This window comes from Ulvibacter antarcticus, assembly GCF_003688405.1.
Taxonomy (GTDB): Bacteria; Bacteroidota; Bacteroidia; order Flavobacteriales; family Flavobacteriaceae; genus Ulvibacter; species Ulvibacter antarcticus.
The window spans coordinates 727,378-741,020 of sequence record NZ_REFC01000011.1; the positions used below are offsets into that span (position 1 = coordinate 727,378).

Below are 13,643 nucleotides of genomic sequence, written 5' to 3' on the forward strand. Positions count from 1 at the left end.
CACCTCTAATTTTAAAAAAAAAGAAAATGAAAAATTTATTTATTGTTTTACTAATTACTTTAGTTTTTGTTGGTTGTAATAAAGATGACGATAACAACGACAATAACTCTTCTGTTGAAGGTACTTGGAAATTAACTGCATTTAATACTGAAAATGCTTACGATTTTAATGGAGATGGGACAGCTTCCACGAATGTAATGGATGAGACTGCCTGTTATCAGAATGAAACTGTAGAATTTACATCAAATAGTAGTGGTACTGCAACCAACAGGTCGTATGCTGATATTACTCTAGATTTGATAACAGGTTCTACTACAGAATACGAATATTCAGTTAATTGTGTTCCAGAAGTTGATATTGAAACGTTTACTTGGGCTCAGAACGGTAATAACGTAGTAATTACATCTTTCGACGGACCTTCTACGGCAACTCTTAACGGATCTGAACTTACATTTGTAATTCAAAGTGGATTCTTTGTAGATGTTGAAGATGGTTCAGGAGGTACAACTTCTATAACTGAAGATATCACTATTGTCTACACAAAACAGTAGTATTTATTCATATGAATTGAAAAGCCGAAAGAGAGATCTTTCGGCTTTTTTTATTTTAATGAGCTTCCAGCCAATTGTCACCCACTCCAATTTCAACATCAAGCGGTACTTTCATGATATAAGCTTTTTCCATTTCACTCTTAATCATAGTTTTCATAGCTTCTAACTCAGGTTTATAAACATCAAAAACTAATTCATCATGTACTTGTAATAGCATTTTGGTTTTAAAGCTCCCTTCGGAAAGTATTTTGTGAATATTGATCATTGCAATTTTAATAATATCGGCGGCACTTCCCTGAATGGGTGCATTCACGGCATTTCGCTCGGCAGCACCGCGAACCACCTGATTCCTTCCGTTGATGTCTTTTAAATACCTTCTACGCCCTAAAACCGTTTGTACATAACCATTGTCGCGAGCAAAATCTACCTGTTCGCTCATATAATTCCTAAGCTTTGGATATGTTTTATAATAGGTGTCGATCAATTCTTTGGATTCACTTCTTGATAGATCGGTCTGGTTGCTAAGTCCAAAAGCTGAAACACCGTAAATTATCCCAAAATTCACCGTTTTTGCATTGCTACGTTGTTCGCGGGTTACTTCTTCCAAAGAAATATTAAAAACTTTTGCAGCAGTAGAAGAATGAATATCTTCTCCATTTTTAAAAGCTTCGATCATGTTTTCTTCTTCACTTAACGCAGCAATAATACGCAATTCTATTTGCGAGTAATCGGCAGCGAGTAAAACATAATCTTTGTCCCTTGGAATAAATGCTTTTCGCACTTCCCGTCCACGTTCGGTACGAATAGGAATATTCTGCAGATTCGGATTGTTACTGCTCAAACGTCCCGTAGCCGCAACAGTTTGCATATAATCTGTATGAACCCTATTGGTAGAGGATTCCACTTGTTCTGGTAAAGCATCAACATAGGTGCTTTTTAATTTTGCAAGTCCGCGGTATTCCAAAACATCTCTAATAATCTTATGGTCTTTAGCAAGATAAGAAAGCACATCTTCAGCAGTAGAATATTGTCCGGTCTTTGTCTTTTTAGGTTTATCAATCAACTTCAGTTTATCGAACAAGATCTCTCCCAGCTGTTTTGGCGAAGCAATATTAAACTCTTCTCCAGCAGCTTCATAAATGTGTTTTTCCAGATTCAGAATATCTTTATCCAATTCTACAGAAAGCTTTTTTAAGAAGGCTTCATCCAGATTAATACCTTCCAATTCCATATCGGCAAGAACCCGTAACAATGGAATCTCGATCTCATCGAATAACTTTTGGATATTGGCTTCTCCCAATTCATTTTGAAAGTGTTCTTTTAGCTGAAGCGTCACATCGGCGTCTTCCACGGCATATTCCGTTTGTTTTTCAATTGGAATATCTCTCATAGACAACTGATTCTTTCCTTTTTTTCCAATGAGTTCAGTAATAGAAACCGGTGTATAATTAAGATAGGTCTCTGCTAAGACGTCCATATTATGTCGCATGTCGGGGTTGATTAAATAATGTGCCAACATAGTGTCAAATAATTTTCCTTTTACAACAACATTATATTTAGCGAGCACTTTAATATCGTATTTAAGATTCTGACCGATTTTTTCGATTTTTTCATCTTCAAAGAAAGGCCGCAATTGTTCCAAAAGATGCTGTGTTTCTTCTCTATCATCAGGACAGGGAAGGTAAAATCCTTTTCCTGCTTCCCATGAAAAAGCGATTCCTACCAGCTCGGCAGTCAGTGGATTCAATCCGGTGGTTTCGGTGTCGAAGCAGACACTTGTTTGTTTTAATAAGTTCTGAAGAAACAATTTTCTTCCAATTCCGGCTTGAACTGTCTGATAAAAATGCTCGGTGGTTTCAATAGTTTTTCTAGAGCTGTAAACTTCTGTCGCTACTGAAGGTTCGCTGTCTCCGCCAAATAGAGAAAATTGTCCTTGTCCAGCACTGGAAGAAATAGTCTTTTGCCCTCTCTGTCCTTTGGACATCTCTCCCAGAGGGAGAGAATTATTAGAACCTTTATTTGTTGATGGAGGTTGATGGGAAGTCCCCGGGGCGGCCATCGCCTCTATAGAAAATGCTTTAACAAAATTATCAGTCAATCTTCTAAACTCTAATTCTTCAAAAATCTTAGTAACTTCAGTAACGTCGGGTTCAGACATTTCAAAATCCTTCGCGTTAAATTCGACCGGAACATCCAGCATAATAGTTGCTAATTTCTTCGAAAGGAGTCCGAGTTCTTTATTTGCTTCAACTTTCTCCTTCATTTTTCCTTTCAGCTTATCTGTGTTTTCTAACAAACCTTCCATAGAACCAAATTCAGCCAGAAACTTCTTTGCTGTTTTTTCACCTACACCCGGTAACCCCGGGATGTTATCACTGCTGTCGCCCATCATTCCCAAGAAGTCGATCACTTGTAAAGGATCGGTCACTTCAAATTTCTTTCTAACTTCTGGAATTCCCCAGGTTTCATAGCCACCGCCAAAAACAGGTCGGTACATAAAGATATTTTCAGAAACCAATTGTGCAAAATCTTTATCTGGGGTCACCATAAAGGTTTGATACCCTTCTTTCTCGGCTTTTTTTGCAAGGGTACCTATTACATCATCGGCTTCAAAACCCTCTTTCACCATAATGGGAATATGCATGGCAGTAAGGATCTTTTCAATATAAGGGATGGCTAATCTTATGGCATTCGGAGTTTCATCTCTGTTGGCTTTATAAGCTTCATACATTTCGTTACGGGCATCACTTCCACCTTTGTCGAAGCAAACCGCCAAATGGTCCGGACGCTCTCTTTTAATAACATCGAGAAATGAATTCATAAAGCCCATGATGGCGGAAGTGTCCATTCCCTTACTGTTAATTCGTGGGTTTTTAATAAGGGCATAATAGCCACGAAATATTAAGGCATAAGCATCAATTAGGAAAAGTCTTTTTTTATCGGACATGAGTTGATTGTATAGTTAATGTAAAATTCAAATTGTCGAAGAAAATTGATTTATGAAGTTATAGGCAGCACTTCGACAAGCTCAGTGTGACAATTTGATATTCTTCTTTTCAAAAATAAAAAGAACCCTTCAGATAAAAGGGGTTTCGGAAAAAAGAATTTCAGAAAAAGAAAATAAATTAAGAATACAAACCGTAATTTTGAGGCCTTTAATTTATTAACTGAAAAACGGTTAGTTCGAAACAATCTATGGACAATAAATTCTCAATAGCAATACACGGTGGTGCAGGAACATTAGTAAAAGGTTTAATGACACCTCAGTTGGAAGAGGAATATAAAAATGCTTTAGATCTTGCACTGATAGCGGGATATGAAGTATTAAATCAAGGCGGAACCGCAGTTGACGCTGTTGAAGAAGCTGTACGTTTATTGGAAGATTCTCCATTGTTTAATGCTGGAAAAGGTTCTGTGTTTACTGCCGAAGGAACTCACGAAATGGATGCAGCCATCATGAATGGTAAAAATCGTAAAGCAGGAGCAGTTTCATTAATTACCGGGATTAAGAATCCGGTGTCACTCGCAAGGGATATCATGGATAATAGTTATCATGTTTTTTTAGCTGGGGATGGGGCTATGGAATTTGCAAAACAGCGAGGCTATATTCTCGAAACTCCGGATTATTTTTACGATGAGGTACGTTACCAGCAATGGCAGGGAATAAAGGATAGCGATAATTTTCAACTAGACCATAGTGCGAAAAAAGACGGAAAATTTGGGACAGTAGGCGCTGTTGCATGTGATAAGGAAGGCAATATTGCTGCCGCTACTTCCACCGGAGGTATGACGAATAAAAAATGGGGTCGTGTAGGGGACAGTCCAATGATTGGAGCCGGAAACTATGCCAATAATGCAACCTGCGCCGTGAGTTGCACCGGAAGTGGGGAGTTTTTTATAAGAGGTGTAGTTGCTTACGACGTTTCCTGTTTAATGGAGTTTAAAGGCTGGTCATTAGATGAGGCAGCTTCAGAGGTGATACACAAGAGAATTTTGGAAATTGGTGGAGATGGTGGTTTAATAGCCGTAGATGCTAAAGGAAATATTTCGATGCCCTTTAATACAGAAGGCATGTACCGGGCCTCAAAGACTTCCGAAGGGAAAAAGGAAATTGGTATTTATAAGGAGTAAGAAGAAAGGAGTAAGAAGTAAGAAGAAAGAATAAAGAAGTAAGATTGTCACTTCGAGTGATCTAAAAATGACTGTAAGGAGTTTTTGGATTGTATCGAGAAGGAGTGATTTCTTGGAGTGATAATGTAAAGTCCCGAAGCTTCGGGAGTATCGAGAAGCATTGATTTCAATACGGCTAAAACGAGTTTAGAAATTTGAAGGAGAAAAATAAATTAGGTGCTATTTTATTACTTTTAATATTTGCCCATTTAGAGACCAGACTCTCGTAAACTGCAAGTTGTTCTTCCCACATACTGCTATTGTTTTTCGGCGAATACTTTAAAATTATTTAGCCATTTCTGAGCTTGTTTCTCAAACATCTTCGGAAAAAATAGACCCAGCATTTTTGGAATAAAACCTCGAAAGGCGGTATACTCTCCTTGCGTTTCATATCTTGTTTTTGTAGGGCTTAACGAAGTAAAAGTCGATTTCAAAGTATTGTCCATATGCTTATGCTGATAGCTTGCATAAAACGACTCCGGAAGATTATTAGAGATGATAGTTTCAGTAAGTTCCATTTCTCCTTTTCCATGCTTATAGAACACTTTTGAAACGGCACCATTTTCACCTTTAAGACCATTTATGTACTCTTTTCGAATAAAACCTTCTTGATATTCTCCGAGATATTTTGGGTCTTTGAAGAGCGCTACCACTTTTTCTCGCGGTTGATCAATATCTATTAGGCCTTTGAACTTCATTTGGCAGTTGCTTTGCTCTAAAGTACTAATTTTTTAGAACTATTGTAGCCGGACACTATTTTGTAACATAGATACTTATGGAAGACACTGATGCTAATAAATTAAAGCGCTTGGGCGTCGGTCACTGAGAGTCCGATAGGAGACACTTTAACCCTTTTATTTTCTATGTTCAAACGATCTCCGTTTGCGAGGATGTGTGTTTTTAGATTGGTAAGTGACATAGGCGCCCCTTCTTCGACCTGCAAACGATTATTGTGCATGGCATTTCGGGCGTTAAAAACAATCACCATCCCTGATCCAATTACTTCAAATGTATTACGATCTTTTATTATAAGCCCGGTATCTTCTGCCAAACCAATACCAATTATTTTTGGAAATTTTGAGACTGCTTCCGCCAGCCTTCCGAAGCGCCCACGACGAATAAAGTGTGAATCGATGATTAGATCCGGAATAAAACCCATTCCTTCACCCATAAGAGTCGCACCTTTGGTAAACGCTTCTTTAATCCCACCACCTTTGATCATTTCGGCAGACATGCACATGGCACCGGCACTGGTACCGGCAATTACAAAGGCCTCATTGAGGTACCTGTTCATCATTATTTTATGCAGTTGTGTGCCGCCAATTTTTTCTGTGATCTTAGATTGATCACCTCCTGAGAACATTACACAATCTGCCTTTTTCATCAATTCGAGATTTTCGGGGCTCTCGCTTTGTTCTCGCTCCCGAATGTCCATAACATGTAAATTGGTACACCCAAGTTTGCTGAAAGCTTCAATGTAATTTGGGCCAACTTCGTCGGGAATACTTGATGCAGTTGGTATTATTATAATCATAGCATCTTCGCCACCACTTTCTTTCACCACTCTAGACAGGATGCCTTCTGTGATATATTCCAAATGATAAATTTCACTTGTTTCAATACCTTTATCTTCATTTCCTCCTATGGGGATTAAGGTTCCTTTTACGCTCATGCCATGATTTTTATAAGACGGCAAAAATACGTGTTTCGTTCTTAAAAAAAACATATATTTATAAACTTTCACCAGATTTAAAATCCGAACCATCATGAAAATAATCGAAATAAATGCAATGCGAGGCCCAAATTACTGGTCTGTTAGACGTCACAAATTAATCGTAATGGTGCTCGACCTTGAGAAAATGGAAGAGTTTCCATCTAATAAGGTTCCCGGTTTTAGTGATCGTTTAAAGGCAATGTTTCCGAGTATGTATTCGCATCGATGTAGTGAAGGCTGTGAAGGTGGATTTTTTATGCGGGTCGATGATGGTACATGGATGGGTCACATTATTGAGCATATCGCCTTGGAAATTCAGACGCTTGCCGGGATGGATACTGGCTTCGGAAGGACTCGCGACTATGGTGAAAAGGGGGTTTATAATGTGGTTTTTTCTTATATGGAAGAGACTGTGGGAAAATTTGCTGCTGAAGCTGCAGTACGTATTTGTGAAGCTCTTATCGCTGCTGAAGATTATAATCTGGAACCGGATATTCAGAAAATGAGAGAATTAAGAGAAGCTGAACGATTAGGGCCAAGTACAGGATCGATCGTAGAAGAAGCTGCCAGTAGAGGAATCCCGTGGATTCGTTTAAATAAGTACTCTCTTTGTCAGTTGGGATATGGTGCTAATCAAAAAAGAATACAGGCGACTGTAACCAGTGAAACCAGTAGTATTGGAGTGGAATTGGCATGTGATAAAGAAGATACTAAATACTTATTAGAGCAGGCAGAAGTGGAAGTCCCCAGAGGTGATATTATTAGCCGGGAAAGTAGTCTGGAGGAAGCCTGTCGTTACATTGGATACCCATTGGTGATTAAACCAATTGATGGAAATCACGGTAGAGGAATTACAGTCGATATTCAGAATTATAAAGATGCCGTTGTTGCATTTCACGCGGCAAAGGAGGTTTCGAGTAGAGTGATAGTTGAAAAATTTATTACTGGAGAAGATTATAGATTATTAGTGATTAATCATGTGTTAGTTGCAGCGGCAAAACGTACGCCTGCTCATGTTATTGGGAATGGAAAATCTACGGTTACTGAATTGATCGAGGAAGTGAATAAAGATCCCAGACGTGGTTACGGACATGAAAATGTACTTACTATGATCACTGCAAATGACCTGACTAAGACTATAATAAAGGATGCGGGCTATTCATTAGATTCAGTGATACCGGAAGGAGAATTATTACTTCTAAAAGATACCGCCAACCTGAGTACCGGAGGAACAGCCGAAGATGTAACCGATATTGTTCATCCTGCAAATGTATCAATGGCAGAACGTATTTCAAAAATAATCGATCTCGATATCTGTGGGATAGATATCATGACAAGTGATATAAGTCAGCCGCTTTCCGAAACAGGAGGGGCTATTCTAGAAGTGAATGCCGGACCAGGTTTCAGAATGCATTTAGCACCAACAACAGGATTACCGCGTAATGTTGCAAGTCCTGTGGTAGATAAATTATTCCCTAATCAGGGAGATACAGGAAGGATTCCAATTGTCGCTGTAACGGGGACTAATGGTAAGACTACGACTAGTAGATTAATTGCCCACATTGCAAAAATGAAGGGCTTTCGTGTAGGATATACCACCAGTGATGGAGTGTATATTCAAAACAGGCTTTTAATGAAAGGTGATTGTACAGGTCCCGCCAGTGCCGAATTTGTTTTAAAAGATCCAACGGTGAATTTCGCTGTACTAGAATGTGCTCGGGGCGGATTACTACGCGCAGGTCTTGGATTTGGTAAATGTGATGTGGCAGTTGTTACTAATGTGGAGGCAGATCATTTAGGTCTTAAAGGAATTTATACCGTAGAGCAACTTGCGAAAGTGAAGGGGGTAGTTCCTGAAACTGTACTTCCTGATGGTTACGCCATTTTAAACGCCGAGGACGATCTTGTGTACGAGATGAGAAGAAATATAAATTGTAACCTCGCTTTGTTCTCGATGGATGAAAACAATCCAAGAGTTCAAGCCTTGCAACGAATTGGTGGAATCACTGCCATTTACGAAAATGGGTACGTTACAATTTGTAGAGGAGCATGGAAGATGCGAATTATGAAGGCAGAGAATATCCCGTTAACTTATGGTGGGAAAGCTGCTTTTATGATACAGAATGTGCTTGCGGCCGTTTTGGCAGCGCATGTGAGAGGAATTAGTATAGAAGATATTAAAGCGGCACTTGAGACTTTTATCCCATCAGCTGCACAAACTCCCGGAAGACTTAATTTATTTGAATTTGAAAACTTTAAGGTTCTTTTGGACTATGCACATAATCCTGCCGGAATGCGGGCGCTTAAGAAATTTACTGATACCATAGATTGTACTGTAAAAGTTGGAATTATTGCCGGAATTGGTGATCGTCGACTTGAAGATAATAATGAAATGGGGGGAATAGCGGCTGAAATGTTCGATGAGATCATAATCAGACAGGATAAGCGACTAAGGGGAAAAACGGAAGAAGAGCTTATAAAAATGCTTAATGATGGAATCATGGCCAAGAATCCAAATAAGAAAACGACAATCATTCCTTCTGAAAAAGAAGCTATTACGTTCGCGGTTAAAAACGCTGTAAAAGGCTCGTTAATTATTTTATGTAGCGACGTGATCCCAGATGCATTAGATTTGGTGATGAAGTTTAAAGAGCAGGAATCGAGAGGGGAATTGGTATTTGCCGAATAGAGGCTCCTTGATAAGAATTTTTGCGTTATAATGACTCGTCCTTAAATAAGCGGATTAAAATCGGTCTTTTTATTATTTTCACTTGTGATAGATAAAGATGTACTCTTCGTAAAAAGAAAGATTCTAAATTTAAAACTGACGATCATTTTTCTCACATAAGATGATAGAATTACAATGAATATCCTTCAACAAAGTTTTGAGTTTTAAAAATCCTCAATAAAATATTGTGTTAAAATATATTGAAGTATTTTGCACTTTATCGGAAATATACGTATGTTTGTCCGATAATATGGATCTATTTGTTCGATAAACCTACACAATGAAAAAATATTTTAAATTTTCTGTAGTAAGCTTACTACTATTGTTTATTGCGCTAAGCAATATTGGATATGCCCAAGTTGGCGTTAATACAGCTTCACCAACAAAAGAGCTGGATGTAAATGGCGAACTAAGGATAAGAAACACCCCAGATGGTGACAAGTTATCCGACGTTTTCTTAAGCACAGATGCTTCTGGTAATGTTCAAGATCTTGGAACATTCCGAGAATTGGTTTATGCACATATGGAACAGCCAAAGGCCAGCAATCTTGTTGTACGCGCTACTGGTGGAACAGATTTAGTTTTTGGGAATGGCGATTGGGTAAACAATACGGGGACAACACTCCTTTTAAGTGAAGTCACCGATACTGCAAATCAATACGATCCATTGACAGGGCTCTTTACAGTAGGTGCCGGAAACGAAGGGTTTTACTATATTGAAGGCAGAGTAATCCTTGAAAATCTTCCGGAAGCATCTGCCGTTTTTGACGGAGAATCTGGACAATTTAGAATATTCTTTGGTTATAATTCGAGCTTTGCTTTAGCTCAAAGCTCAATATTGGACGTATTTAGAGGAAGAAAAATTAGTGGAGGTTTTGTTGGTCAAGACGCGAGAGTATATTCCTTTATCTATATGGAGGCAGGTGACAATATAAAATTAAGGTTTCATACGTATGGAACAATGAATATGAATTCCGACCCTGCTGGTCAAAATAATATTAAAATTATTAGAAATAGTTCGAGAATAGATATATATAGACTTTTCTAATTGAGACCCTTATATTACCACATTAATAAACATAATTCCTTTCCATTAAACTTTATGATTTAGTACTCGATTCTTTTAAATATTTCAGAATGTTTGATATATGATTTTCATATTTGTCTTACAAAAATGGCCTTTGTGAATAAACACTGTGCATATCTACAAATATGCAATCATGGTTTAGTGTGAAATTGAACTGAAATCCCTACTTTTAGTTAAATTATGAGTTGTCGCTACGCTCAGAATATAAATCTAATCTAAATTAATCGATACTTTGTAAGTGTCAAATTTTCTACAAATGAAAAGAATATTTCAAAGCTTATTTGTTGCCCTTTTCATAATGGCCTTTATACCATCTATATCAGCGCAGAGCATTACTCAGTACGATTTTCTGGAAGTTATTGTAATTCAAAAAGCGAACAATCGCGGTAAGGTTAAACGTATTAAAGTTGAGGAACAATCATCATTGGTAGGAAAAAATATTTCAATCGATGAAATTGAAGATATCGAGGAAACATCTACTTTATTAAATTATATGAATGCCGCAAACTGGGAGTTTGTTGATCGACAAGCTGTGGTTTCTGATGATAATGATCCGGTATGGATGAGTTATATTTTTAGGAAGCAAAAATGATAGTTTTATAGTATCAAGGCAGTCTGTAGAATTCCGTTTTTGTCATAGGATTTGCTAACAATGTCCATTTAATTTCTTTTGGGTAATGTGTATTAATAAAATACTCCGGATTGGTTTTAAACCAATACATATCCGGGTTTTGCGAACTGCCATGGCTTCGGGCAAGGGTTAAATCCAATAAATACCAGTGATTATCCAGCTTTACAACATTCCAGCTATGATCGGGATTGTTTTTTTTAGATGAATTGGAGGTATACTTTTTACTGAAACCATGCACAACTTCACTTCGAATACCGGCTTCTTTACACAGCTCCCTGAATAGAAATGCATATCCGCCGCAAAGTGCTTTTTTTCGTTTCAAAGCATTTTTCATCACATTTTCTTCGGAAGTATAGATCTCCTTTTGCAATTGAAAGTTGTTTCTTAATTCGTGATCATAAGAGATATTAGTTGCGATCCATCTGAAAATAGCAATGGCTTTATCTTGTTCAGTATGGCTTCGGAAAGTAATTTCTTTCGCTAATGATTTTATTTCTGAACTAAGCTTAGTAGGGTTTTTATGAACCACTTTATGAGCTTCTCTAGAAATAATCGGGCCGCCAATTTGCGCATGAGCTGAAACCCCAATAATCTGAAGTAGAAAAATAATTGAAAGGATATTTTTGATAATTATCATGCAGATTTGTTCGGTATATCATTAACGTATAATTTCAAATATTATTGAAAAACTATAAAGTGGTTCCTAAAAATCAGAATTTTAATTATCACTTTTTCAGTAACTTGTAGAAATGCATGGCTACTCGAAAACACCACTCGCAAAGAAACTGGGAATAAAAGAAGGATTTGTAATTTCCCTCATAAATTCACCAGAGCATTACTTTGATTTGTTCGAGGTTTTCCCGAATAACATTAGCCTTGAGAATAATCCTGTTACCGAATCACTTGATTTCGCACATGTGTTTTGTACTAGCTTTAATTGTTTAGAAAAAGAAACGAAACGCCTCAAACCATTATTGAAAAAAACCGGAATACTATGGGTGAGCTGGCCAAAGGGAACTTCAAAAATAGATACAGAAATAAATCGGGAGTCAATTCGATCTTATGTATTGGATCACATAGGCTTGGTCGATGTAAAGGTAGCTGCCATAGATGTTAATTGGAGTGCACTAAAGTTTGTCTACAGAATAAAAGATCGATAGAAAGTCGCAATAGCGATTGAGGCGGCATCCCCACCTACGCGTAGCGCTATGGTGGGATATAGCCGAAAGCGCGACCGTAAAGTAGTCGTAAAGCGAGCTGCGCTCTGCTTTATCGGCACTATACGGATTGCCCAAAAAAACAAAACCCTCACTCCAAAACTTCAGGAATGAGGGTCTATAATCTATCAGCGCGATTAGCGCGGTCTAATGTCTAGCAGAGCAAAGCTCGGTCTGATTTAGTATCTGTAATACTCAGGCTTAAAAGGTCCTTTTACATCCACACCGATATAAGAAGCCTGATCTTCACGAAGCTCAGTAAGCTCAACGCCTATTTTTGCAAGGTGTAAATAAGCCACTTTTTCATCCAAAATTTTAGGAAGCATATAAACATCGTTTTCGTATTTATCGCTAAATTTCCAAAGCTCAATTTGAGCTAGTGTTTGGTTTGTGAAAGAGTTACTCATCACAAAACTAGGGTGTCCCGTTGCACATCCAAGATTTACCAAACGACCTTCAGCCAAAAGGATAATATCTTTTCCATTTATGGTGTACTTGTCAACCTGAGGTTTGATTTCAACCTTAGAATTTCCGTGATTAGTATTTAACCAAGAAACATCTATCTCGTTATCGAAGTGACCTATATTACAAACGATGGTCTTGTCCTTCATCATTTCGAAATGCTTCCCTTGAACGATGGCTTTATTACCAGTTGTAGTAATTACAATATCGGCGTTCTTTAAAACAGTTTCCAGTTTTTTCACTTCAAAACCATCCATTGCGGCCTGAAGCGCACAAATTGGATCGATCTCAGTTACGGTAACGATAGAACCTGCACCTTTAAAAGAAGCAGCAGTTCCTTTACCAACATCACCATACCCACAAACTACTACACGTTTTCCGGCAAGCATAATATCGGTTGCACGACGAACTGCATCTACAGCACTCTCGCGACAGCCGTACTTATTATCGAATTTCGATTTAGTAACACTATCATTAATATTAATTGCCGGCATAGGAAGTGTTCCTTTTTTTACACGCTCGTATAAACGGTGTACTCCGGTTGTAGTTTCTTCAGAAAGTCCTTTGATGCCATCGGCAAGTTCCGGGAATTTATCTAATACCATATTAGTAAGGTCACCTCCATCATCAAGAATCATATTTAATGGCTTGCGATCTTCCCCGAAGAAAAGAGTTTGTTCGATACACCATTCAAATTCTTCTTCTGTCATTCCTTTCCAAGCATATACAGGTGTTCCAGTCGCAGCAATTGCAGCAGCAGCTTGATCTTGGGTAGAGAAAATATTACAAGAACTCCAAGTCACTTCAGCTCCTAAAGCTTGAAGTGTTTCAATTAGAACCGCCGTTTGAATCGTCATATGCAGACAACCTGCAATTCGTGCACCTTTTAAAGGTTGCTCGTTTTTATACTCTTCGCGTAAGGACATCAAACCGGGCATTTCTGCTTCCGCTAACTCAATTTCTTTACGTCCCCAATCGGCTAGGGAAATATCTTTTACTTTAAACGCTGTGTAAGGTACTGTGTTCGTTGACATATTTATTATCTTTATTCCCACCTTAGCGGAAATCTGTTAAAAATCAGTT

General features: G+C 38.0%; 11 protein-coding genes. 6 read left to right on the forward strand and 5 right to left on the reverse strand.

Annotated elements, in window-relative coordinates:
* Positions 1-26 precede the first annotated feature (26 nt).
* Positions 27-551, forward strand: coding sequence for a beta-barrel fold lipoprotein (locus BXY75_RS03480; RefSeq protein ID WP_121906299.1), 525 nt, complete (start codon positions 27-29; stop codon positions 549-551).
* Positions 552-606: 55 nt separating this feature from the next.
* Here BXY75_RS03480 and polA read toward each other — a convergent pair whose 3' ends face one another.
* On the reverse strand, positions 607-3,498 hold the full coding sequence (polA, locus tag BXY75_RS03485; RefSeq protein WP_121906300.1) for a DNA polymerase I: 2,892 nt from the start codon (positions 3,496-3,498) through the stop codon (positions 607-609).
* 248 nt (positions 3,499-3,746) lie between these two features.
* On the opposite strand from polA, the gene BXY75_RS03490 reads away from it, so the two are divergent.
* A complete protein-coding gene (locus BXY75_RS03490) occupies positions 3,747-4,682 on the forward strand; it encodes an isoaspartyl peptidase/L-asparaginase family protein (RefSeq protein WP_121906301.1) in 936 nt (311 codons plus the stop codon).
* Between the two features lie 296 nt (positions 4,683-4,978).
* Here BXY75_RS03490 and BXY75_RS03495 read toward each other — a convergent pair whose 3' ends face one another.
* Together BXY75_RS03495 and BXY75_RS03500 are read right to left on the reverse strand one after the other, a co-directional pair.
* Positions 4,979-5,419 (reverse strand): SRPBCC family protein, encoded by a 441-nt coding sequence (locus tag BXY75_RS03495; protein WP_121906302.1) that lies wholly within the window; start codon positions 5,417-5,419, stop codon positions 4,979-4,981.
* A 101-nt stretch (positions 5,420-5,520) separates the two neighbouring features.
* Positions 5,521-6,393, reverse strand: coding sequence for a cyanophycinase (locus tag BXY75_RS03500; protein WP_121906599.1), 873 nt, complete (start codon positions 6,391-6,393; stop codon positions 5,521-5,523).
* Positions 6,394-6,487: 94 nt separating this feature from the next.
* On the opposite strand from BXY75_RS03500, the gene cphA reads away from it, so the two are divergent.
* The 3 genes from cphA (at position 6,488) to BXY75_RS03515 (ending at position 10,842) form a co-directional block, all read left to right on the forward strand.
* Entirely contained in the window at positions 6,488-9,124 is a 2,637-nt protein-coding gene (gene cphA / locus BXY75_RS03505) for a cyanophycin synthetase (protein ID WP_121906303.1), read from the forward strand.
* A 319-nt stretch (positions 9,125-9,443) separates the two neighbouring features.
* Positions 9,444-10,211, forward strand: a complete 768-nt coding sequence (locus tag BXY75_RS03510) for a hypothetical protein (RefSeq protein ID WP_121906304.1) — start codon at positions 9,444-9,446, stop codon at positions 10,209-10,211.
* A gap of 295 nt (positions 10,212-10,506) precedes the next feature.
* On the forward strand, positions 10,507-10,842 hold the full coding sequence (locus BXY75_RS03515) for a hypothetical protein (protein WP_121906305.1): 336 nt from the start codon (positions 10,507-10,509) through the stop codon (positions 10,840-10,842).
* 13 nt (positions 10,843-10,855) lie between these two features.
* Here BXY75_RS03515 and BXY75_RS03520 read toward each other — a convergent pair whose 3' ends face one another.
* Entirely contained in the window at positions 10,856-11,518 is a 663-nt protein-coding gene (locus BXY75_RS03520) for a transglutaminase domain-containing protein (RefSeq protein WP_121906306.1), read from the reverse strand.
* Between the two features lie 112 nt (positions 11,519-11,630).
* Here BXY75_RS03520 and BXY75_RS03525 point away from each other — a divergent pair, with 112 nt between their 5' ends.
* Positions 11,631-12,041, forward strand: coding sequence for a DUF3052 domain-containing protein (locus BXY75_RS03525; RefSeq protein WP_121906307.1), 411 nt, complete (start codon positions 11,631-11,633; stop codon positions 12,039-12,041).
* Between the two features lie 236 nt (positions 12,042-12,277).
* On the opposite strand, the gene ahcY is transcribed toward BXY75_RS03525, so the two are convergent.
* Complete coding sequence (ahcY, locus tag BXY75_RS03530; protein ID WP_121906308.1) at positions 12,278-13,594, reverse strand: adenosylhomocysteinase; 1,317 nt, start codon at positions 13,592-13,594, stop codon at positions 12,278-12,280.
* Positions 13,595-13,643 lie beyond the last annotated feature (49 nt).